Below are 20,701 nucleotides of genomic sequence, written 5' to 3' on the forward strand. Positions count from 1 at the left end.
CGATCCGACCAGCCGGCTGAGGTGAAATGAGCCCGGAGCTCGCCCAGGAGTCCCTCGACCTGGCCAAACTGCCCAAGGGGCAGCGCGAACGACGCCGTCGCATCGTCGACGCGGCGGTCCGCGCGCTGTCCGGGCAGGACTATCACGCGGTCCAGATCAAGGACATCGCCGAGGACGCCGGGGTCGCCCTGGGAACGCTGTACCGATACTTCTCCTCGAAGGACCACCTCTACGCCGCGGCCGTCGCGGAGTGGGGGCGGTCACTCGAGAACCGGGCTGCCGAATGGCCGTCGCCAGGTCTCGACCGGCTGCGCCGGAAATGCGCGCTGACTCTTGAGGAGTTCCGGTCCTTCCCGGAGCTGCATCGGGTGTATCAGGCGCTGAGCACGAGCACCGAGGCATCCGTCCGGGCGCTGGCCGCCGCCACCGCGGACGCGGGTCACCGATGGCTGGCCGAAGACCTCGACTTCGACGGCACCGAAGCCGCCCACGATCACAGCAGGATCATCTGGGGTGTCATCGCGGTTGCCGTCCAGGAGGATGTCGACGACGGCGACCGCATCCTCGACCGTTGCCTCCGGATGATCGAGGCAACGACCGGGAGCGGCGCAGCCTAGGTCGGGCCCAGCACCTCGAGTTTGCGCGGATCGGCGACGCCGGCCAGCAACGAGTCGCTGATCTCGCGCAGCGATCGCTGTTGCTCCGGGGTCAACCGGTCGAACACGAGCGCCCGGACCTGCCCGACATGCTCGGGCGCAGCTCGGCGTACCAGCTCCATCCCTTCGTCGGTCAGCTGCGCCATCCGCGCCCGGCCGTCACTTTCGACCGGGATGTTGCGGACCAAACCGTCCCGCGCCAGGCGCGCCACCGCGTGGCTCAGCCTGCTGCGATCGAAGGCGCACCCGGACGCCAGATCACACATCCGGATCGCGCGCTCCGGCGCCTCCGACAACCGCGAGAGGATGTCGTAATAGGCGAACGAGAGATCGGCGTCCTGCTTCAGCTCCCGCTCGATGCGATCCAGCAGCAGCCGGCTGCCCAGCAGGAAGCTGCGCCAGGTCTGCCCTTCCTCCTCATCCAGCCACCTCGGCTCTTCCATGTCGTCCCCTTGATTGAAATTTCAGCACTCCTTGACAGCATAGCAAGTATGCTGAAATTTCAACCGATCAGTTGAGGGCGCTCGGGGCCGACAACATGCCGGCTACCGCATCGACCAGAAATGTGCCACAACGGCCCCAGTCGCCGGCGGCCACACCTCGCTCCAAGCGTCCCTCGAACTCGGCGCAGGCACTGGTCACCGTCGCACCGACCAGCCGCCTCCGATGCCGGAGGACATGTGCATCGACCGCTGGGATCAATCCCTCCAGCAAAGCGCGACCGAACTCCTCGACACCAGGCGCCCCGTTCGCCTCGGCGTACAACTCGGCCCGCCACTGCGGATCCGACGCCATCGCGAGCAAGAAGCGCGCATAGTGCGTCGGCGCCGGCTCCGCGGCCAGATGTTCGACCAGGGGCCTGATCATCAACTCGACATGCCCGCGCAGGTCGACGGGCGCCCGCTCGGCCAGCATCCGCGCGCCAATGGCCCGGGTCCGGTCGGTGTGATACTGCAGCACCGCCAGCACCAGATCGCGTTTCCCACCGAAGTAGTAGCCGACAACCGAGTTGTTCGACTCCCCGGCCACCTCGGCCACCCGGCGCGCCGACACCGACGTGATCCCCTCGAGCGCGAACAAGCGCTCGGCCGTCGCCCGAACCACATCCTTCGTCGACACGGCATCCGCCACCATGCACCCCCACTCAACCGACGACCACTGTCCATCATGTTCCATCAGAATTCCAACATTTACCATCGCGACACATTTGCAATCTTAAAACAGTCGCTTTACTATATTGCCGCTCCAGTGCAGCACCTTCGCACCGGAACACCGCCCCGGCCCGGCCCTCGACACAGGCCCGGCGACGGGCTCTGTCGGCTCTGCGCGGGACACCAACCGCCGCGGGGTCCGCACCACGGCGTCACACCTGGGCAGCCGGTCAGATCTTCGTCCCGATCTGGCCGGCAACTAACCCCAGGCCCGCGCAGACTCCGATCGGTAGAACCGCATCCGGTGCGACGACCGAAGCCGTCCTTGATCACGACAGCCTTGCCCAGGCCCGTCTGGAGAACGGCCCAGTAGAGCAGTAGGTTGTAGCTGGTCGTTAAGATTCGACTTCGGCGAGCGCTCCTTCGAAGCTCAGCACCCGCGTCCTCTCGAGACCAGGTCCATCGGCCTGCTTCAACAGCCGGGACTGCGACGGTACGGGGAGTCCGCCCCACACCGCCACAGCCCCGGGCTTTCCGGCCGACCGCGCTCGTCGACCTGCTCAGGAGCTAACCGTCAGCCGTAGCTGATCGGTTCGATGCCCCCGAAGTCTCGCCGGGCGGTGGCGAGATCCTGGAAGCGGATGAAGCTCGGATAGTCGATGTTGACGTGCGTCAGGGTGCCGAGGCCCAGCAAGCCGTTACAGCAGATGCTGTAGACAGGACCGCCGCTGTCGCCCGCGAAGGCCCCCCTCAGCCCGCTGCGCTGCCGCGCCTCGACCTGGCGGTCGGCCGTCGTCCGGAACCGAGTGACCTCGATGTTGCACCTGGCGCCGCCGTTCTGCCGCGCCATCATGTAGCCGGACTGGCAGACGTACTGGCCGACGAAGACGTTCTCCCGGCGGATGACCCGCGCCAGCGGACCGCCGTGCTCGGAGCCGGTGTACACCGTGTTCGACACCCGGTTCGTCGGGATCAAGGCGATATCATGCGTATGGTGCCGGGGCCCCATGTGCCCGATGAACCTGGAGCCCGTGCCGTTGTAGAAGGACTCCCCGTTGATGTTGCCGGCGCAGTGGGACGCCGTCAGGATGTACTGGGCACCCGCGGGGTTGATCACCCCGAAGCCGGAGGTACAGCTGTTTCCGCGGTTGCCGTTGTAGATCTGGGCGCCTCCGGACCACGGAACGAAGTCGTCTCGGCGACTCGCCGCGACGAATCGGCCCTCATCGACCAACGTGATCGGTACCCCGACATTCGGCACCGCGACGCGTCGGTTGGCCGGCGACGAAACCTCCAAGCCGCTTCCGTCGGGGATCATCCTGATGCCGTACAGGTCATCGGGATCACCCGGCCAGGCCGCTTCGATCTTCGCCGACGCGGCCCGCAGCTCGACGATCGAGTACGCCGCCGGATGGATCCTGACCGGCGCCGACGCCCGCTCGACCACCTCGCTCAGCAGCGGCGACACCGCACCCTTCCAGTAGACGTCGACATGCGCTTCGCGCAGCACGATCCCCGAGTAATGCGCTGCGCCCACCTCCTCGACGGCGTCCTGGACAAGGTTGGCGGCGGCAACCAAAGGCACCTGCCGCTCCATCGCCGCGCGCTCTTCGGCCGTCGCGCCACCCAGCTCCTCGGCACCGGCGCTTCCGGCGGCACTCCCCGCCGCCGCCGGCGTCGCCTGTACTCCCAGCCCGGCGTATCCACTCGCGACGACCAGCACCGCGGCCAACGCGACGAACTTCCTTCTGAACACAAACCTCCCCTTTCCCATCATTTGGAATAGATTAACGCACGTGCTTTACTCATTTTGCCGCACCGAGGGGGTTTGAGACGAACAGGAGATCGGCATGCGCCGCAGCGAGGGTGTTCGAGGTTCGGCCGACGAGCTCGGGGCGGTGGGCCAGACCCTGCTGACTCCGCTGTACGCGCGGGCCAACGCATCCGAGGCCACCGGATTCACCGACCCGCTCGCTGCACTGCTCCTGAGCCGGGTGGACTACGACGAGGCACAGATCCCGACCGACCCGACAACCGTGGCCGGCACGATCTACCGGGCGATGGCCATCGACGAGCTCGCGACCGCCTGGGCGGCCAACCATCCGGACGGACGGATCATCTCGGCCGGGATCGGCTTGTGCACAAGGCATGCGCGCATCGCGACGCCGGCCGGGTTCGAGTGGTACGGCGTCGACACCGCCGACGTCATCGCGTTCCGGCGCAAGGTGCTCCCCGACGACCCGGTCCGGCTGATCGAGTCCTCGATCACCGAGCCCGGCTGGACCGACAACCTCGGCGTCCGGCCGACCCTGGTGATCGCAGAGGGCCTGCTGATGTACCTGGACGCCGTGGGCGTGCGCACCCTGCTACGGACGGCTCGCGAGACGCTCGGCGCGGAGGTGGTCGCCGACTACCTGCATCCGTTACTGGCCAAAAACACCAAGCACCCGATCACCACGGCGACCGGGGCGCGGTTCGGCTTCGGCGTCCGCAACGGGAGAGAGCTGGCCCGGCTCACCCCCGGCTACCGGCTTGCCGAAGAGCGGTCGACCGTCGAACCCTTCGGCGGCATCACCCGGCTGATCGTCACGATCTTTCGGATCGTCACGCTCGGGCAGCGGACGGCCGCGGTCGCCCGCCTCGAGCCCGTCTGAGAGGCGAAGGTATGGACCAGCCCTGGACCACGACCACGATCGACCAGAAACTCGTGCGCGGCACGGTCGAGCTGGAGCGCACCGCCGCGGGCGTGCTGCCGCGCCGACTGCCGGCCTGGGCCCGTGCCCAGAACACCGACCTTCAGCTGACGATCGCCGAGGCGCAGCCGACCGGCGTCCGGCTCGAGTTCCGGACCCGGGCGACCGCGATCGAGCTCGACGTCCTCCCGACGAAGATCGCGTACGCCGAAGCGCCGGGCCCCGGTCCGGACGGCGTCTACGACCTGCTCGTCAACGGCCAGCTGGTCGCACAAGGCAGCGCAACCTCGGGCAACATCCTGAACTACGACCGCCTGGCCGGCACCGCCACACTTCAGCCTGGCGACCCGGCCACGGTCAGCTTCACGGACCTCCCGGATCACGGCAAGATCGTGCAGATCTGGCTGCCACACAACGAGTCCACCGAGCTCGTTGCCCTACGCACCAACGCGCCCGTCATCCCGATCGACTCCGCGCAACGGATCTGGTTGCACCACGGGAGTTCGATCAGCCACGGACTGGATGCGCACAGCCCGGCGTCCATCTGGCCTGCCGTCGCCGCGGCACGTGGTGGCGTCGACCTGGTGAACGTGGCGTTCGGCGGGGGCGCATGCTCGACCCGTTCACGGCGCGCGCACTGCGGAACGTCCGCGCGGATCTGATCAGCCTGAAACTCGGCATCAACCTGATCAACGGCGACGTCATGCGCGAGCGCGCCTTCGGGCCCGCCGTCCACGGCTATCTCGATGCGGTCCGCGAGGGACACCCGGACACCCCGGTAGTGCTTATCTCACCGATCTACTGCGCGATCCACGAGAACACCCCAGGCCCGACCGGAACGGAGTTCGACGGCACGCGGGCCTGGTGCGTGGCAACCGGCGTACCGGGAGGTCCCGGCAAGCTGACCCTGACCTGGATCCGCCAGACGCTCGCGGACATCGTGGCGCTCCGCGCCAAGACCGACCCGAACCTGCACTATCTCGACGGCACCAAGCTCTACGGGCCGGAGGACTACGCGGTTCTCCCGCTTCCCGACGAGCTCCACCCCGCGCACGCCACCCATCTTCAGATGGGTGAGCGCTTCGCGAAGTGGGCCTTCGAGCCGGCCGGCCCGTTCTGCTTCAGTACGGCAGTTCGATAGCACCTGAACGGACGGCGGCCAGCACGCCGCCGTCCACCAGGAGGTCGACGCCGCTGAGGTAGGTCGCGGACGATCCGAGCAGGAACGCGGCCGCCTCAGTGATGTCGGCCGGCGTACCGAGCCGCTTGGCGGCCGAGCCGTCGATCATCGTCCGCATGAACCCGCCGGCCGGACCGGAAAGCTCCTGCTGACTCATCGCGGTGGAGATGATGCCGGGGCTGATCGAGTTGACCCGCGCTCCCCGCTCACCCCAAACGACACTCGCGGCCTGCACCCGGAGCTGGTTCGCCCGCTTGGCCAGACCATAACCGCTGGCCCCATCGGCGACCGACGCCACGAAGGGCAAGGAGAGCAGGTCGTCCGTCTTGGCGCGAACGAGCGCCTGCTCTTGCTCAGCGTCGAGCGGGGCGGCCATGTAACCCGCCAGGCTGGCGATGACCACGCCCGCACCGCCCGGCTCGATGATCCGGCCGAACTCCTCCAGGACGAGTGCCACCCCGAGCAGGTCGACCGCGAGAATGGCCGCGGGCGCCGCCTGCTCCGGGGAGAGTCCCGCGGTGTGGACAACCTGCAGGACCGGGCCGAGGGCAACCGCCTGCTCGGCGAGCTCGACCACGGACGCGCGCGACGAGACGTCGACCGTCCGGGTGCTGACGTCATACCCCTCGGCGCGCAGCACCTCGGCCGCCGCCTTCAGCGTCTGATCGTTGAAATCGGCAAGCAACAACGTCCGGCCCACTCCCTGCCGGCGAGCGATGCTGATCCCCATCCCGCCGACGCCGATCACCACCACCACGGAGTCCTGCGTCATCTCCGAACCTCCCAAAACTAGAATTGGATTCTAGTTTCAGCCTAGCGGTGCAGGGAAATACCCAATCAACGTTGAGTGCTCGGCGCGGCCAACATGCCGCAGAGGGCATCGACCAGGAACGTACCGAGCTTGCCCCAGTCCCCCGCGGCCTCGCCGCGCTCCAAGCGGGCCTCGAATTCGGCGCAGGCATTGGTCACGGTCGTCCGGACGAGGTTGCCCCGCGAGCGCAGGATGTGCGGATCAACAGCCGGGATCAACCGGCGCAACTGCCGGCCGTATTCCTCGGCAACCACAGGCTCAGCCAGCTCTTCCGCCAGGACCGATCGCCACTGCGGATCGGAGACGATGGCCAGCAGAAATCGCGCGTAGTAGGTAGGGGCCGGCTCGGCCGCGAGATGGCGAACCAGCGGGCGCACCATCAGCTCGACGTAATCGCGCAGATCGGCCGGCGGCGCCTCCCGCCGCATCGCGCCCGAGATCTCCCGCGTCTGATCCAGGTGATAGCGCAGGACGGCGACCACCAGATCGCGCTTTCCACCGAAGTAGTAGGAGACGACCGAGTTGTTAGCCTCGCCGGCTACGTCCGCGACCCGGCGCGCCGACACCGCGGCGATTCCCTCCAGCGCGAAGAGCCGCTCGGCCGTCACCCGCACGACATCCTTGGTCGACGCGCTCAGCGCCTCGGCATCCGCTTGCACACGCGACCGCGTGACTTTGGGCATCGGTCTCCCTCTCTCCCGCGGGCCCGTCCACACCCGCCGCCCCATTGTCCACCTCGAGCAGTCCGCCGGTCCGCCGACATCCCCACCTGGTCCGCTTGCGCGGTTAAGTCAAGTGCTTTAATCTGAGTCCGCAGTCGGCAGTCCCGAGACCGCCGGCCAGGTCTCCGCCCCCGCCTGGCCGGCACCTTCACCCCTGATATCGCCCTCGCGACCGATCAACCAGCAAGGTCGAAGCCCCGCTCGTCACCGGCAATCAGGCTCTCCTGAAACGGCCCGGGCGAGCACGGTCTCACCCGCGTAGACATACTGCCCGGGACACACCGAGACCTGGGCGGCAACGTCGTCGGGGAGGAAGACGTCGCACTGCGAGCCGAATCGGATCAGCCCGTACTGCTCCCCTTTGCCGAGCCGCTGCCCAGGCTCAACTCGGGCCACGATCCGATTGATCCAGATGTCGGCGATCTGGGTCACGTAGACGATGCCGCCACGCGCGGGCCGGATCCCGATCGTGAGCCGCTCGTTGGTGATCAGGTGCTCGGAGCCTTCGTCGTACGGCGCTCGCCGGAACAGCACATTGGTGGACATCCGGGCCATCGACCGATTGATCGGCAGGGCCGGCCGGTGCCGGCGGAGGACGACCTCGCCGGCGATAGGAGCCCGATTGCGGTGGACCGAGCGCTCGGTCATGTAGGTGCCGATCAGGTACCCCGACGCCTCGGTGCCGACACCGGCGTACTCCGACAGGAGGATCGACCGACGTCCCTTCACCGCGATCGGCACCTCGCCGCGCTCGACCCGCTTCACGTAGACGACATAGCCGTCGGCGGCCGCGACGAGCGTGTCGGAGCCGGGCGGCACCTGGCGATGTGGATCGCGCAGGAAATAGCTCATCCGCCAGAACACGAACGCGCCCACGATCCCTAAAGTTGCCCACAGCATCGATTTACCGTCCGCCGTTGTCGATGAACTCCATCAACCGGATGAACCGCTCGTAGCCACTGGTCCCGAGGCACCGATCTACCACCAGTAGCGGCAGGGCCACCAGGAAGCAGAGCAGGTAGTAGGCGCCGAGCATCAGGAAGTTCACGAAGTCCCGCCCGAGGACCGCGGGCCACGGCGTCCCTTCGCTGACGAAATACGGCTCGCAGTCAGGCACTGAGTTCGGCCGGCCGGGCGATGTTCCGGAACGGGACCTTACTGAGATACAGCTCCAGCAGCCGCCGATTGTCCAATTCGGGGCTCCAGCAGACTTCCGGCATCACCACTGACGGCTCGTTGACGATCTCGACCAGCCGATTCGGATTCTCCGACAGCGCCGAGCCGATCCGGCGCACTGGAATGCGCCGCTCCGCCTCGGCCAGGAATTCCTCCCAGCTGACCAGTTCGGCGTCCAGGAGCTCCGCGAGTAGCCCATTGCGATACGGGACGGGATTACGCGGCAGCAGTCGGGACTGCGGCATCGCCTGCAGCGCGTTGACGACCAGGCAGTCAACCAGCACATCGACCGGGACATACCCCATCCCCGGCCCGTCCCAGATCAGCCCCAGGCTTCGGGCGATCTCGATGACCCGCCACCAGCTGTACGTCAGCCCTGGATCCAGCCCCACGTCGGTGGCACCGAGCACGTACGGCGATTCGCAGAGCGTCAGCGGCAACTCCGAGCTCAGATGCTGCAGGATCCGACCGTTGACCCACTTCATCTGCGCATAGCCGGAGTACCACCAGCTGTCCGGACGCCGGAAGTCCTCCGGCTGCTGATAGAAGTACGAGCTGAGCGAGCCCATGTACGTCAGGTGCTTCCGCCGACCCTCAGTCGCGAACTGCAACACCCGGAGCAGACTCAGAACCCAGTCATCGCGCAACTCCAGATAACTCGCCGAGTAATCGGACGAGCTGGCACAGTTGAACACCAGATCAACCTCGCCGGCCAACTCGCCGTACGCCGCCTCCGTAAGCCCGAACCGCACCCTTGTCGGAGTCGCCTCCACCCAGCGAATCTTCGACCGCTCAGCCCCGGAGACGGCGTACCGAGCAACGGTCTTGTCGAACCGCTGCTCGACACCCCCCTCCCCCATTGCCCGCCCAGCGACCCAAACCTGCTCGATCCCCGGCTCACGCGAAAGCCGCGCCACCAGATGCGCCCCGACGAACCCGTTGCCCCCGAACACCAACGCGACACGGTGTTCCCGACACGGCAACCGCGACAACCGATGCCGGAGCGAGGCGCCGAGGACGGATCGCACCGCATCGGCGTCGCCACGACTCAAGGCTTCGACGTCCGCGAACTTCCCGCGAAACAGGAGCTCACGCACCTCGGAACCGGCGAGGCTCGATCGACTCAATCCGTACTCACATCCCATCCGTCGACTCCGCTCCCCCGGCCCGGGCGAGCCAAGACATTCCGCCAAGGCTCGCCCGAGGTCAGCTGATCACCAGCTGGGAGGGCACTTGGGGCAATCGGCGACCGGAACAGCCTCGTTCGGCACCGCGACCGCTGCCGGCGCTCCGACGAGACCGAGGCCGAACACAACGACAGCCAGCAACGCAACCTTGCGCATAGCATCTCCTCCTGGAACTCGACCATGAACCTTGGCGCTGAAATTTCAACTTGTAATGATCGTGTCAGCTGCCCAAGAGAGATGCAAGATGCGACGGGAGATTAATTGAAGTTTCAGCCCACAACTTGAGGAACCGGCCACCTCATGCGGAAGGCGGCGCCGGTGGCGAATCGTTCGGAGACACAGGCGCAACACCGAACGGGTTGTCGATCACGTAACGCCAGACGCCATCCTCACCGCGCCGCGCGACGTCGGTGGCGGTTCCCGCGATGTCGACCACCGCACCGTCAGGCGTCTCCCCAGAGATGCTCCAGTCAACGATCAGCAAGGCGATATCGCCGGCTACGTAGGTATGCCGCGGCCGCACCTCGATCGGCAATCCGAGAGCCGCCATCCGGGCATTGGCCGCCCTCCGCTCCGTTCCGGCGACGCCACTGCCCGGTTCACGGACGAACACTCCGCCCGGCTCGTAGACCCGCTCGATCGCATCAGCATCACCGGTGTTGAACGCCGCCGCAAACACGTGCGGCTGATCCTCAGGCCGGACGGCCAACGCGAATTCAGGTGAGACAATCTCCTCGTTCATCCCTACAGCGAAGCAGGAGGCCCAGTGACTCACCAACCGGTAAGCCCCCACTGGGACGAAGAGCTGGTACCAACCCCCAGCGGCCAAACCCAGGCACCCTCCCCCCAGTGCCCCGTGGAGGTCTCCCTCGCCGCCATCTCCGGCCGCTGGACCACGCTCGTCCTCCGCAACCTGATGTCCGCCGAGTCCCACTCCTACACCGAACTCGCCCACTCCCTACCCCAACTCAGCGACAAAGTCCTCACCGACCGCCTACGCCACCTCATCGAAGCAAACCTCGTCGAACGCCTCGCCACCCCCAGCTTCCCCACCCGAACCACCTACCGCCTAACCACCCGCGGCCAAGCCCTCCGCCCCCTCCTCATAGAGCTCTACCGAACCGGCCTCACCCTCCAGCAGGACGAAACATAGCCGCCTCGGCCAGCAGACCCAGCCGTTCTAACGCTGATCCCGCAGAAGCGTGTGTCTCGAGCGACTCGGCACGCCGGAGAGCTAGCCCGGCAGGTTCCGACAGGAGTAGTTGTCGCGCGGTCCGCGCATCGGCATAAGCGCCGCCTAGTTGCGACGGCATGCATGAAATACCAGGCATAGCTCGCGACGTCAGCGCGACGGCCCGCAACAGATCCGCCGCCGAAGCCGCGGTTCTGAAGAAGCTCCAGGACCGCGCCGGACCGGCCACTCGACCGATCTGACCGCGATGCACAAGATCGACGTCCTGATCGAACTGCGGGAGGAGCGGCCGCAGCGGTTATCCCACCGCGACGGCGACGCTGCCGTCGTCCGCGGTGGTCGCATTGATCGACTGGTGATACTCGGAGGCTTCGGCGACGTCGGTGTACTCCAGCAGGTCGCCGGCAACCGCAGCCAACAGGTCCCGCACCTCCGCGGGCGTCGCGTAGAAGAACTCGCGCCTCAGATTCACCCGGTTGACTCGACGACTCATCAGACGTCGATGCATCTCGGCTTCGACTCCGACGGCATCGTTCGAGAAGTGAATCGCGTGCACGTCGAAATTGAACGGGACCGATGCATCCGACAACTCCCGGATTCGGTCCAGCGGCTCGAGCCTCCGGGTCATGCCGACCTTGACCATTCGCTCGCCGAAGGCGCCCAGGTTGGAGATGACGTAGACATAGCCTGCGCGAATGTTGGCGGCCCGGTAGTCGACGTCCTCGATCGCCTTGTCGATCTCTCCCATCTCCGCGCGCATCCGGTTCACGGCCTCGGTGTCGCCCTTGCCCTCCAGTGCCGCCAAGGCATTCACGTAGTGTGCCCGCTCGCGCTCGAGCTTGTCTCGCTGTCGCTGCAACTCGAGTTGGGCCTGGCGCTCTTCTCTGAGTCGGGCCTTCTCTTCCTTCTCGCGTTCTTTCTCGACAGCGAGCTTCTCCAGGAAGTCTGCCGTCAACTCCAGTTCCTTGAGCCGCAGCGAGTGGTACTTCGTGCCGATGCGGATATCCATCGACTGACCGAGCTTCTCGATCGTCGCCCGGGCCTTCGTCAACCGATCCTTCGAGGTCGCCAGTTTGTAGGGCCGCAGACCACGAACCAGATTGTCTGCCTCGTTGTTGTAGGCTCGAAGCAGCAGTTTAGAGAACTCCCGGACCATCTTCATTCCTTGCGCGTGGGAGCCGTTCATCGTCATCGACTCAGATCCCACTACCGCCCCGCCGTCCTTACGGACCATGGCTTTGATCCGATCCTGCAGTTTGGTGAGTTCTGCCTTGTACGCCACCGAATCGTCGAGCGGATGCGTGTACTCGTAGACGCCTGCTTCTTGAAGAATGAGGGTGTCTTCAGTCAGCACGGTCTGGGCGCGCAGGCTGTTCAGCCGCTCGGCGACTGCCGATTCTTCGGCCTTGATCGTGGCCAGCGTTGCCGCATGCCTTTCCTGCTCGGCTGCGATCTCGGCGGCCAGCTCTGCCTTCTGGGACGCGACGTTCTGAGCCAGCGCCGTAGTCGCTTCCGCGATCTCTTGAGTGACCGTCGTCTTCCGTTCCTCGATCTCGATCAACGACAAGACACCGAGCTTGTCGAGTTGCGCGCGCAGCGCGGCGTTCTCGGAAGTCAGCTTCTGCACTTCGGCGGCCAGCTCTTTCGCCTTGCCCCGGGCACCGAACAGGCCGACGGTGAGATCCACCCCGGCCTCTTTCGGCGCTACCGATTCCGCGGGAATCGGCGTCTGTAGTTGAGCTTGCACAACCACAGACGGGTGAGCGGACGGCGCCCCGGCGTCCTGCTGCAGCGGCAGCCAGAAGACCCAGTTCGGCGGCGCCGGACCCCAGGCAGGGTCTGATTGCCATCCACTCGGAGGCGTCCAGTCTGCAGTCGGCGGTGGCGGCCAGTTCGGGGGTGAGTTGTATCTCCACCCCGATGACCAGGTCGGTGTGATGGGTGCTGCGTTGGCGTGCTGCGAGTCCCTGCCGTGTTTCATGGCGCTTCTTCCTCCCCAGACACCGCGTCAGCGGCGTCCCCCGTTCAGGAAAATAGCACGCTGCGTAGTCGGTCACCAGGTCCAATCTTCGCTTAGATCGATCAATGCCTACGGAAAGTATTCTCATTGCTCACCTGCTGGCCTGGGCTAGAGAGGATCGCTTGCGATCCAGTCGGAGGCCGGTGCAGGCACCAGCAGGTCGTGCTCGTCGAAGCTCGCGACTGCTTCCAGACCGATCAGTCGGCTACTCATCCCAGCCGTCTTGGTCCAGATGAACCAGCTGCCTACCGCCTTGACTGCGCCATCGATCCTCTCGATCACCGGTCCCGTGATCGAGAACTGACCGTACGGCTCCTGTTCAAAGACTGCCCTGACAATGTCTCCGTGCCTGAGAGCTAGTCCGACCGACTCGTCCGGCTCGTAAGCCGAGCTTGGAGCGGCACCCGGACGCCGGACCTCGTCGTTCCCGACCTCCGCGGAGCACTCGCCGGCACCCTCGCCGGCGCCGGGTGCACCGTACTCCCGACCTACCTCTGCCAATCTCCACTGGACAGCGGCGCACTGACACTACTGGCCACCCCGAAGCTCCCCCCACTCAACACCCTCTACCTCACCACCCACACCACACCCACCCCCACAACCATTGCCGTACGCAACCAGTTGCTCAGCCAGCTGGCGCCATCTGACAAGTGACCGGAGCTGGTTAGTCCTCCAGGTCGGCCAGGCGGTCGGCTTCTGCTTCCTCGATTCTTACTGATTCGAGCGTCGCGATGGTTTCTGCGTCCATGAGGCGCGCGGGTAAGGGCTGCGAGATCTTTACTATTCCTCTGCGCGACCAAGGGTCGCGGAACATCTTCTGGCGGTAGCGGAGGTGCCAGACCACATCCAGTCTCGCGCGCAGATCCGCCGGCAGGAGCCGGCTTCGCAGCAGACTCGGCCGCTCCTCCAGCTCCCGCCCGGCAATGTCGCCCTGGATCTCGGAGGCCCACTTGTTCGTGATGACGATCGCTCCGATGAACCACACGAAGAATCCTTGGGCGGCCACCGCCGCGGTACCGGTGACCGCGGCGGTGAGGAACGCTGCCGACGCTACGCCGAGGCCGGCGACACTGGTGCGGCGACGAATACGACGATCGAGCAGATTGAACAGCTGTGCCGCCGTGAGAGCAACACCGGCGACCGCGATCACCGCCGCAGCGAAGACACCCATCAATCGATACCCATTCGCCGGTTGTAGTAATAGCCGCCGACTTGCTGGACGCTCAATCCAGTCGCCTCGGAAACGTAATGGAACGCTCGCCGCGCTCCCTTGTTGGAGCGGTGATGCCAGCCGCGAACCTTCCACCGGCCCCGGGAGTTCCTCGAAGAATGTCGCCAGGCCCGCTTGAAACCACCCATGGCCAACTTCGCGGTACCCCCTCCGATGGCAAAACCCAACGCCTCCCCAACAGCGTTCTTCCACCCGTTCTTCCCCCCAGCCCGGAGGTAGGCAGCAGTGTAGACGCCACTACAGACCGCTCCGACAGCTCCCCAGGTGAACTTACAGCCGTTGCGAATACGCTTGGCCCACTTGCTGTCGCCGGTCAGCCAGCGGGAGGCCCGACCGCTGGCGTTCCACGCGGACCGAGCGCCTCGCTTCACACCGCCCCAAGCCGACGAGGCAGTACTGCGTGCCGACTCCCAGCGGCGTTTCAACCAGCCCCAACGGCCGTCCAGGTCGAAGCTGTTGATCGGATCGCTCGGGTAGTTGTAGGCGTTGGCGTTGCCGCCGACGACGGGGTCGACGGAGGTGAAGAGTCCGGTGCTGGGGCTGTAGAGGCGGACTCCCATGAGCAGCAGGCCTGAACTGGAGGTGGCACGTTGTTTGGCGCCGAGCCAGCCGTAGTTGACGGGGCCGGCGCTCTGGGTCGCGTTGGTGGCGTTGCCGTACTCGTCGTAGTTGTTCCAGCCGGTGATGGAATCAGCGGTGGCCGCGGGGGTGTCGAGATTGATGGTGGTGACGACATCGCCATGAGGATTGGCAATGGCCAGATCTGCGGCGCCGGTCTTGTCGATGGACAGGGACAGATCATCGCCGATGAGTTCGGCGTAGCGCTGGGTTGTGGTGCCTTGGCTGACCCAGGTCGGATTGTCGGAAGCGTCGGTGTAGTGACGCACGGTGCTGGTTGTGGCGGAGCCGGCGGTCACGGTTTCGGTGCCGCGGCGGTCGGCGGCGTCGAGGGTGAAGGTCGTGGTCGACCCGTTTTGGGTGATGGATCGGGCGAGGTCGTTGTCGTAGTAGGCCAGGGTGATGTCACCCTCGGCCGGCCTGGGTGCGTCGGCTGCGGGCAGGGTGGTTGTGCGACCGAGCGGGTCGTAGCTGTAGGTACCGGCGCCGCCTGCCCCGCTGACCGGGCGGTCGGCAGTGTCGAAGGCTCGGGTGACGACTGTCGCGCCGGCGGTGGCGCAGGAGCCGTCGGCGGCGGCTGGTGCGGTCGCTTTCGAAAGCCGGTTGTCGTTGCGATCGAATCCATAGGTTCGGGTGACACAGGCAGGTGCTTCGGCCGGGTCGGTGACATCGACGCCAGGAGCGGTGGCGGTTCGGTCGTTCACAGTGGTCAGCCGGCCTGCCTGGTCGTAGCTGTAGCGGCGATCGTACGGAAGCGCACCGCCGGCCGCGGTGGTGAAGGCAGCGCCGTCGGGAGTCCACTCGTGGGTGATCCGGCCGGCTGTGTCGTTCTCGAGCGACCAAGACAGCCAAGGGCCGTTCGGGTCGGTGCTACTGGTGCCGTCGGCGTTGGTGACGGTGACGGGTCCGGTGTAGCGCAGACTCGTAGGTTCGCCGGCGCTGTCGATGTCGTGATGACGCGCGATGCCACCGGGCAGTTTCTGAATGGTCATGGAGCCGTTGGCGTCGTAGGCCCCGGTGGAGGTCCAGGTGGTCCCGGCGGTCGTGACCTCGATCCTGGTCGGTACGCCGCGGCGCTCTTGCTTGTTGTTCGCGTCGGTCCCGTCGTAGGTGTACGTCGTCGAGCCGTTGGCATCCGTGACGGTCGCAACCGATCCGGCTGCGTCGTACACGGTCGTGGTGACCGCGTCACCCGACGGCTGGTAGGTGGTCTGGCGTCCCCAGGTGTCGTAGCCGGTGGTGATCGTGCCGGCCGTGGAACCGTCGAGGTTCTTCGCGGTGACCACGGTCGGCTGACCGGTCGCGGAGTCGTAGGCAGTGACCTTTTCGGTGTTCGGGGCCGAGCCCGGCAGCCCGGCAACAGTGGTCTTCGACGACAAGGCGCGGCCGTCGAGCAGGTAGCTCGTGGTTGTCGTCCGGGTTACCGGACCTGACGTCTCCACTGTCGTTTTCGGTGCCAGCAGGTAGGTGAACCCGATCGTGGTCATCGACGGCAGCGTAGGGGTGCTACCGCCTGAGGCCTGGGTCGGCTGGGCCGCGGGGTACGTCGTGCAGACCAGGCCGGCCCATTCCGGCTTCCCACCGCACCCGGCGAACGACGAGTTCGCCGCGGTCGTGTAGTAGACGGTTTTCCGGGTTCCGGCATCGGCGCCGTTCGAGGCGGGCTGGCGTGTCTCGAAGATCTTGCCTTCGGCGTCGTAGCGGATGAGGTTCACGATGTCGGCGGAACTGCTGGTTCCGTCCAGGTCGACGTCGTTGATGGTCTTGCCGGGCAGGCTGCGCGCCCACCCGTCCGCATCACCTGTGACCGACGCACCGTAGTCGGTGAGCGACTGGCTGGTGAGCTCCAGGTCGGTGCCGGTGCCGGGGTCGTGCGCGTAGGAGGTTTCCTTGGTGGCAAGCCGGTAGGGCAACGACGTGTCCGGGTTGATGCCGGAGTTCGGAGCGCCTTCGTCGTAGGTCGTGTGCTTGTGCGGCCGGACGAACGCGATCGTGCCGTTCTTGAGCGCCGCGTAGCGCGTGGGTCCGTAGGTGTCGGTGACGAGGGTTCCGGCCGGGGTGAGGACCGTATCGCCAGCGGCATTCTTGATCTCGGGGTTGTAGACGGTGACCGTCGCGAGCTGATCGACAGTGGCGCCGGCGTCCAGATTGCCGTCGAGCACGGTCCGCAGTGCGCGCTCGTCGAGTTCGCGGATCGTGTTGCCTTGATCGTCGTAGTCGGTCGAGGTGTATTGCCAGTCACCCGCGCCGTACTTCGCCGTGTTGACCGTGTAGCCGGCCGCGTCGACGTACTGCAGGTCGGCGTACTGCCAGTCCGCGGAGCCGGGCACGCCGGAGACAGCGTGATCCGGGCCGAAGACCGCGACACCGCGAACAGGTGCGGACTTCTGGTTCCAGCGTGCGACCGATCCTGCGCTCAGGTCGGGAAGTCCATCGCCGGACAGTGATACGTCGTAGATGTACTTGCCCAGGGTCGCCGTCCCACCGGTGGGATCGCCGGCCGGGCGCTCGCGGGTGACCGTGTCCAGTTTCGGGCGGTCGCCGACGCTGACGTAGTTGAGCTGGAACGGGATCTGGCCGGCCGGCTTGACGGTCGCGATGTCGGCGGCGGCGTTGTAGGTGTACTCCGTGGACAGGTTCGACCGGGGGTCGGTGACCTTGAGCAGGCGGCCGTTGGCGTCGTAGGTGTAGGCCGCGACCTTGATCGAGTCCATCTTGTTCGTGCCGGTCTTGTCCGGGTTGTAGATGTCGAGCCAGGCGCCGCTCATCCGCCACTTCGACCCGTCGATGGCGGTGTAGTCGAAGTGCAGGGCGCGGCAGCCGGGGTTCATCCCGCTCAGCGGCGTGCCCGGGACATAGGCGCCGCAGGTCACGCCGGGCGCGGCCGGCGCGAGAATGCGCGTCGGGCGGCCGCCGCTGTCGTAGGAGAACGTCGTCTTGCCCGCGACGCCCGGCTCGGAGATCCCCTCGGCGCGGAACGTCTTGTCCGTCGCGGCGGACGGCGCCGTCGGGCTGGTCCAGGTCGTGATCGTGCCGTCGTCCTCGATGTAGGACACGACGGCGTTGGCGCCGGTCCCGCTCACCTTGAGCTTCGATGCGGCGGTGGTGGTGTCCGTGTCGGCCGGAACCCAGGTCCCCTGGTCCAGATCGGCCTTGGTACGCCGGTCGCCGGTCGGCGACTCGTAGATCAGCGTCGAGCCGTCGTCGTCGACCAGCACCAAGGTGCCGTCCAGGCGGGTGGAGTCGATGACCTGCAGGCCGGCCGCACCGGCGTCCGCGCCGTCGAACTGCGCGGTCCATTCCTCACCGAAGACGCCGGTGACGGCATTGTTCGGCGACTGGATCGTCATGTGCGAGCGCGAGATCGACAGGTCGCCGCTGTACCCCGGGACCGAGATGTCGCTGGCCGACAGGTTGAACTCGCCGGTCCACAACGCGACCTGACCTGGCCCGGCCTCCGAGGTCGGGTAGCCGTTGCCGAAGGCGTGCGGGACGCGCTGGATCGTGGTGTCCGGAGTCTGCGACCAGGTGCACTGTTCGGCGCCGCCGTACTTGAAGCACACCTGAACGTCGAGCTTCACCGGCACCCGATCGTTCAAGGTGGTCGGCTGAATGCCTTCCTGGTCCGGGTTGGAGTCCAGGTGCGCGTCGATCTTCGCGTTGTTCGTGTCCCAGAGCGTGTTGACCGTGACGCCACCGGCGCCGTTGTCGGTCACCGGCAGAAGGGAGGCGTCTTCGTTCCAGCCGACGGTGTCGTCGTTGCCGCCGTAGCCGGAAACCCGCCACTTCACGCGAGCCTCCACATAGGACGCCGTGCCCTTCGGCGGCCCGGACGCCGTCACCCGGATGTTGTCCGCCGTAGCAATGCGCGAGTCGGCCGTCGGGGCAGTCAGCGAGGTTCCACCCCAGCCGAACTTGTAGTGCAAGCTCGTCGTCGACATCCGGCCGGCTGGAGTTTCGGCCTGGGCGACGATCGTGTGCAGGCCGACCTTGTCCTTCGGGAACGTAACGTCCCACTTCGAGACCGCGGGATCGCTGGAGGGAACGATCTTGATCCTGCCCTCAGCGCCACCGGCCGGGTTCGAGGGCGGGCGCGTGCCGTCGATGATCACCCGCAGATAACCAGGTGCGTTGTAACCGACGCCGGTCGCGGAGATGGTGCATTTCACGTCCGCCGTCGGGGCGGCGTCCTGCCAGGTGTTGTTACCGTACGGCGCCGGGCACGAGACCACTGGCAGCGCCGGGACAACCGCGCCGGTCCGCAGACGCTGGTTGAACCCGACCCATGGCCCGTCCAGACGGCCGTCGTTCGCCTTGGCCCGGATGAACAGCAGCGTGTTGTCGGGCAGATCCGTCGTCGGGGCACAACCGGCCGTCGTCCCCGAGGCGACCACGGGCGACGTACACGTCCCCTTGACGCTCAGCGTCGAACCGGAGCCGGTGTAGAACTCGAACACGTACTTGACCGTGTTCGCGTCGGCATCGGTTGCCTTGGTCTGCACGTACGGCCGCAGCGTCGCCGAGTACAGCGACGAGGTGGTCTCCCCAGGCGCGGCGTAGGCGACCGCGTCCCGCGGCTCAACCGTGGCAGGCGCGTTCGGCTTGCGGTTCCACGTGAACGACACGAACGGGTCCGTCGACGACTCCATCGACCTGAACCGCTTCCAGTGCGCCGGGTCCGACTCGTTTCCGGCCTTCAGCGCGACGCCGACGGTCCCGGCCTGGGTGGTCGACCAGTACTGCGCCAAGCTCGTCATCGGGATGCCGACCCGGCCCGCAGCACACGAACTCGAAAACCCCTTCGCGAACGACGCCGTCCCCGAGGCCGTCGGGGTGATCGTCGGCTGGTTGTCCCACCGGGTGGCCGTCGAAGCGACTCCGGCGCCGTGCAGGGTCACCGCGGTCGGCGTACAGGTGGTCGCCCCGTCCTGGTACAGCGACAGGTACGCATCGACGATGTCCCTGCCCTGGAACGGGCCGGTGCCGAAGTTGAAGAACGTCCGCTCCTGGTGCGTCCCGTTCTTACCCACCCGCAGATCCGTCGTCGCCGACAGATCCGAAGGGAAGCTGGTCTGGACGAACGTGTCGAACGACGGCAACGCCGAGCCCGACACGTACGTCGGATCGACCGTCACCGGGAACTCGCGCTCCGGGTCCATGAACCACGCCTTGTCGGGCGCGACCACCAGAGTCGCCTTCCCCGCCGACACCTGCTCGACCGTGACGTTCACGACCGCCTTGTTCGCGGGCTCCCCCGTGACCTGGTCCTTGGCCGCGTCCCACATGTAAGCAACCGGAATCCGGCCTTGGACCACGCCGCGCGGGTCGACGAACTCGATCACACCCGATTTCGCCGTCCGCACCGTGAGCCCCTTGGTACGCAGCGGGAACTTCCACACCGGCGCGGCCGTGGGACGCGACTTCACGACGAAGTCGGTCTCGAACCCGTTGCGGCGGGCATCCAACGTCAAGTCGACGCCCGGCTGGATCTCGGCGTACGTCGCCTTGGTCTTCTCGATCGTCGGCTCAGGCAACTTCCACGGCGCCAGCCACTCCACCTGCCGGCCGCTCCCCGCAGCCGCCGAAGCGAAGACCCCTCCGGACGCCGAAGACCGCTTACCGAGCCGCAACCCCAGCTTGTGACCCCGCGGCGCGACGGCCCCATCCGCGCTCTTGGCAAGCTCCAGGTTCACCGACCGCCACTGTCCCGCGGCGTTCTTGAAACGCACCGGCGCCAGATGCGCCTCGGTCGTCATCGTCCCGTCCGGATTCGCCCAGGTCGTCGCCGTCTCCGTCCGCATCGACTCGACCTCGACCTTCGAGCCCTGTGAACGCGCGGTCACCGCCGCAGAGATCACATCAGGACGCGACGCCACCTTCGCGACAGGTGGTGGCTCGGCCACCGGCCCGGCCTGCGCCTGCTGCGCTTCCAAACCCGCCACGAGCAACGCGAACGCCACCACCCCGGCAACAACCCGGGGGAAACGCTGCACCCGTCCACGCTGAGAACGATCCAGGACGTACATGCGAAAGACCTGCCTCACGCCGGCCGAGGAGGGAGAAC

The 20,701-nt window shown here is 66.6% G+C and carries 18 protein-coding genes; 5 read left to right on the top strand and 13 right to left on the bottom strand.

Going from position 1 to position 20,701, the window contains the following annotated elements; translation table 11 throughout:
• Positions 1 to 26: 26 nt before the first annotated feature.
• A complete protein-coding gene (locus HPO96_RS37525; protein WP_202885502.1) occupies positions 27 to 617 on the top strand; it encodes a TetR/AcrR family transcriptional regulator in 591 nt (196 codons plus the stop codon).
• Here HPO96_RS37525 and HPO96_RS05445 read toward each other — a convergent pair.
• The 3 genes from HPO96_RS05445 to HPO96_RS39525 all read right to left on the bottom strand — a co-directional run bounded on the left by HPO96_RS05445 (position 614) and on the right by HPO96_RS39525 (position 3,563).
• Positions 614 to 1,099 carry a MarR family winged helix-turn-helix transcriptional regulator gene (locus tag HPO96_RS05445; RefSeq protein ID WP_171671501.1) on the bottom strand — a complete coding sequence of 162 codons (486 nt, stop codon included), beginning with the start codon at positions 1,097 to 1,099 and terminating at the stop codon, positions 614 to 616. The two genes, HPO96_RS37525 and HPO96_RS05445, sit on opposite strands and share 4 nt — an antisense overlap.
• Before the next feature lie 67 nt (positions 1,100 to 1,166).
• Positions 1,167 to 1,775: a TetR family transcriptional regulator gene (locus HPO96_RS05450; RefSeq protein WP_171671503.1), complete on the bottom strand. Its 609-nt coding sequence runs from the start codon at positions 1,773 to 1,775 to the stop codon at positions 1,167 to 1,169.
• Positions 1,776 to 2,381: 606 nt separating this feature from the next.
• Positions 2,382 to 3,563: a trypsin-like serine protease gene (locus HPO96_RS39525; RefSeq protein ID WP_171671505.1), complete on the bottom strand. Its 1,182-nt coding sequence runs from the start codon at positions 3,561 to 3,563 to the stop codon at positions 2,382 to 2,384.
• Between the two features lie 94 nt (positions 3,564 to 3,657).
• Between HPO96_RS39525 and HPO96_RS05460 the strand changes: the two genes are divergently transcribed.
• The 3 genes from HPO96_RS05460 to HPO96_RS37975 are packed head-to-tail and all read left to right on the top strand — an operon-like array spanning position 3,658 to position 5,641.
• Positions 3,658 to 4,461, top strand: coding sequence for a class I SAM-dependent methyltransferase (locus HPO96_RS05460; protein WP_171671506.1), 804 nt, complete (start codon positions 3,658 to 3,660; stop codon positions 4,459 to 4,461).
• Between the two features lie 11 nt (positions 4,462 to 4,472).
• The gene (locus HPO96_RS37970) at positions 4,473 to 5,162 is read left to right on the top strand and encodes an SGNH/GDSL hydrolase family protein (protein WP_238354701.1); all 690 of its coding nucleotides are present in this window, start codon (positions 4,473 to 4,475) and stop codon (positions 5,160 to 5,162) included.
• A complete protein-coding gene (locus tag HPO96_RS37975; RefSeq protein ID WP_238354702.1) occupies positions 5,111 to 5,641 on the top strand; it encodes an SGNH/GDSL hydrolase family protein in 531 nt (176 codons plus the stop codon). Before HPO96_RS37970 ends, HPO96_RS37975 begins: the two co-directional genes overlap by 52 nt.
• Here HPO96_RS37975 and HPO96_RS05470 read toward each other — a convergent pair.
• From HPO96_RS05470 to HPO96_RS05495, 6 genes are all read right to left on the bottom strand, one after another.
• Positions 5,622 to 6,452 (bottom strand): SDR family oxidoreductase, encoded by an 831-nt coding sequence (locus HPO96_RS05470; protein ID WP_171671508.1) that lies wholly within the window; start codon positions 6,450 to 6,452, stop codon positions 5,622 to 5,624. The two genes, HPO96_RS37975 and HPO96_RS05470, sit on opposite strands and share 20 nt — an antisense overlap.
• A gap of 65 nt (positions 6,453 to 6,517) precedes the next feature.
• A complete protein-coding gene (locus HPO96_RS05475) occupies positions 6,518 to 7,174 on the bottom strand; it encodes a TetR/AcrR family transcriptional regulator (protein ID WP_171671510.1) in 657 nt (218 codons plus the stop codon).
• Positions 7,175 to 7,417: 243 nt separating this feature from the next.
• A complete protein-coding gene (locus HPO96_RS05480; protein ID WP_202885503.1) occupies positions 7,418 to 8,089 on the bottom strand; it encodes a phosphatidylserine decarboxylase in 672 nt (223 codons plus the stop codon).
• Between the two features lie 28 nt (positions 8,090 to 8,117).
• Positions 8,118 to 8,330, bottom strand: a complete 213-nt coding sequence (locus tag HPO96_RS05485) for a hypothetical protein (protein ID WP_171671513.1) — start codon at positions 8,328 to 8,330, stop codon at positions 8,118 to 8,120.
• Positions 8,323 to 9,486, bottom strand: coding sequence for an SDR family oxidoreductase (locus HPO96_RS05490; RefSeq protein WP_202885504.1), 1,164 nt, complete (start codon positions 9,484 to 9,486; stop codon positions 8,323 to 8,325). Before HPO96_RS05490 ends, HPO96_RS05485 begins: the two co-directional genes overlap by 8 nt.
• Before the next feature lie 388 nt (positions 9,487 to 9,874).
• Entirely contained in the window at positions 9,875 to 10,318 is a 444-nt protein-coding gene (locus HPO96_RS05495) for a YybH family protein (protein ID WP_171671517.1), read from the bottom strand.
• A gap of 114 nt (positions 10,319 to 10,432) precedes the next feature.
• On the opposite strand from HPO96_RS05495, the gene HPO96_RS05500 reads away from it, so the two are divergent.
• Positions 10,433 to 10,729, top strand: a complete 297-nt coding sequence (locus HPO96_RS05500; protein WP_337796512.1) for a winged helix-turn-helix transcriptional regulator — start codon at positions 10,433 to 10,435, stop codon at positions 10,727 to 10,729.
• Between the two features lie 337 nt (positions 10,730 to 11,066).
• Here the strand turns inward: HPO96_RS05500 and HPO96_RS05505 are convergent, their stop codons facing one another.
• The 4 genes from HPO96_RS05505 to HPO96_RS05520 all read right to left on the bottom strand — a co-directional run bounded on the left by HPO96_RS05505 (position 11,067) and on the right by HPO96_RS05520 (position 20,630).
• The gene (locus tag HPO96_RS05505) at positions 11,067 to 12,455 is read right to left on the bottom strand and encodes an SNIPE associated domain-containing protein (RefSeq protein WP_337796513.1); all 1,389 of its coding nucleotides are present in this window, start codon (positions 12,453 to 12,455) and stop codon (positions 11,067 to 11,069) included.
• A 441-nt stretch (positions 12,456 to 12,896) separates the two neighbouring features.
• Positions 12,897 to 13,070, bottom strand: a complete 174-nt coding sequence (locus HPO96_RS05510) for a hypothetical protein (protein WP_171671521.1) — start codon at positions 13,068 to 13,070, stop codon at positions 12,897 to 12,899.
• Positions 13,071 to 13,452: 382 nt separating this feature from the next.
• Positions 13,453 to 13,959, bottom strand: a complete 507-nt coding sequence (locus HPO96_RS05515) for a hypothetical protein (RefSeq protein ID WP_171671523.1) — start codon at positions 13,957 to 13,959, stop codon at positions 13,453 to 13,455.
• A complete protein-coding gene (locus HPO96_RS05520; RefSeq protein ID WP_337796514.1) occupies positions 13,959 to 20,630 on the bottom strand; it encodes an RHS repeat-associated core domain-containing protein in 6,672 nt (2,223 codons plus the stop codon). The genes HPO96_RS05515 and HPO96_RS05520 overlap by 1 nt, the downstream gene beginning before the upstream one ends.
• Between the last annotated feature and the right edge of the window lie 71 nt (positions 20,631 to 20,701).

This window comes from Kribbella sandramycini (genome assembly GCF_013131805.1).
Taxonomy (GTDB): Bacteria; Actinomycetota; Actinomycetes; order Propionibacteriales; family Kribbellaceae; genus Kribbella; species Kribbella sandramycini.

Excerpts from the sequence above, each read along its gene's own strand:
- HPO96_RS37525 (WP_202885502.1), top strand. The coding sequence starts at position 27 with ATGAGCCCGGAGCTCGCCCAGGAGTCCCTCGACCTGGCCAAACTGCCC.
- HPO96_RS05445 (WP_171671501.1), bottom strand. The coding sequence starts at position 1,099 with ATGGAAGAGCCGAGGTGGCTGGATGAGGAGGAAGGGCAGACCTGGCGC.
- HPO96_RS05460 (WP_171671506.1), top strand. The coding sequence starts at position 3,658 with ATGCGCCGCAGCGAGGGTGTTCGAGGTTCGGCCGACGAGCTCGGGGCG.
- HPO96_RS37970 (WP_238354701.1), top strand. The coding sequence starts at position 4,473 with ATGGACCAGCCCTGGACCACGACCACGATCGACCAGAAACTCGTGCGC.
- HPO96_RS37975 (WP_238354702.1), top strand. The coding sequence starts at position 5,111 with ATGCTCGACCCGTTCACGGCGCGCGCACTGCGGAACGTCCGCGCGGAT.
- HPO96_RS05470 (WP_171671508.1), bottom strand. The coding sequence starts at position 6,452 with ATGACGCAGGACTCCGTGGTGGTGGTGATCGGCGTCGGCGGGATGGGG.
- HPO96_RS05475 (WP_171671510.1), bottom strand. The coding sequence starts at position 7,174 with ATGCCCAAAGTCACGCGGTCGCGTGTGCAAGCGGATGCCGAGGCGCTG.
- HPO96_RS05495 (WP_171671517.1), bottom strand. The coding sequence starts at position 10,318 with ATGAACGAGGAGATTGTCTCACCTGAATTCGCGTTGGCCGTCCGGCCT.
- HPO96_RS05515 (WP_171671523.1), bottom strand. The coding sequence starts at position 13,959 with ATGGGTGTCTTCGCTGCGGCGGTGATCGCGGTCGCCGGTGTTGCTCTC.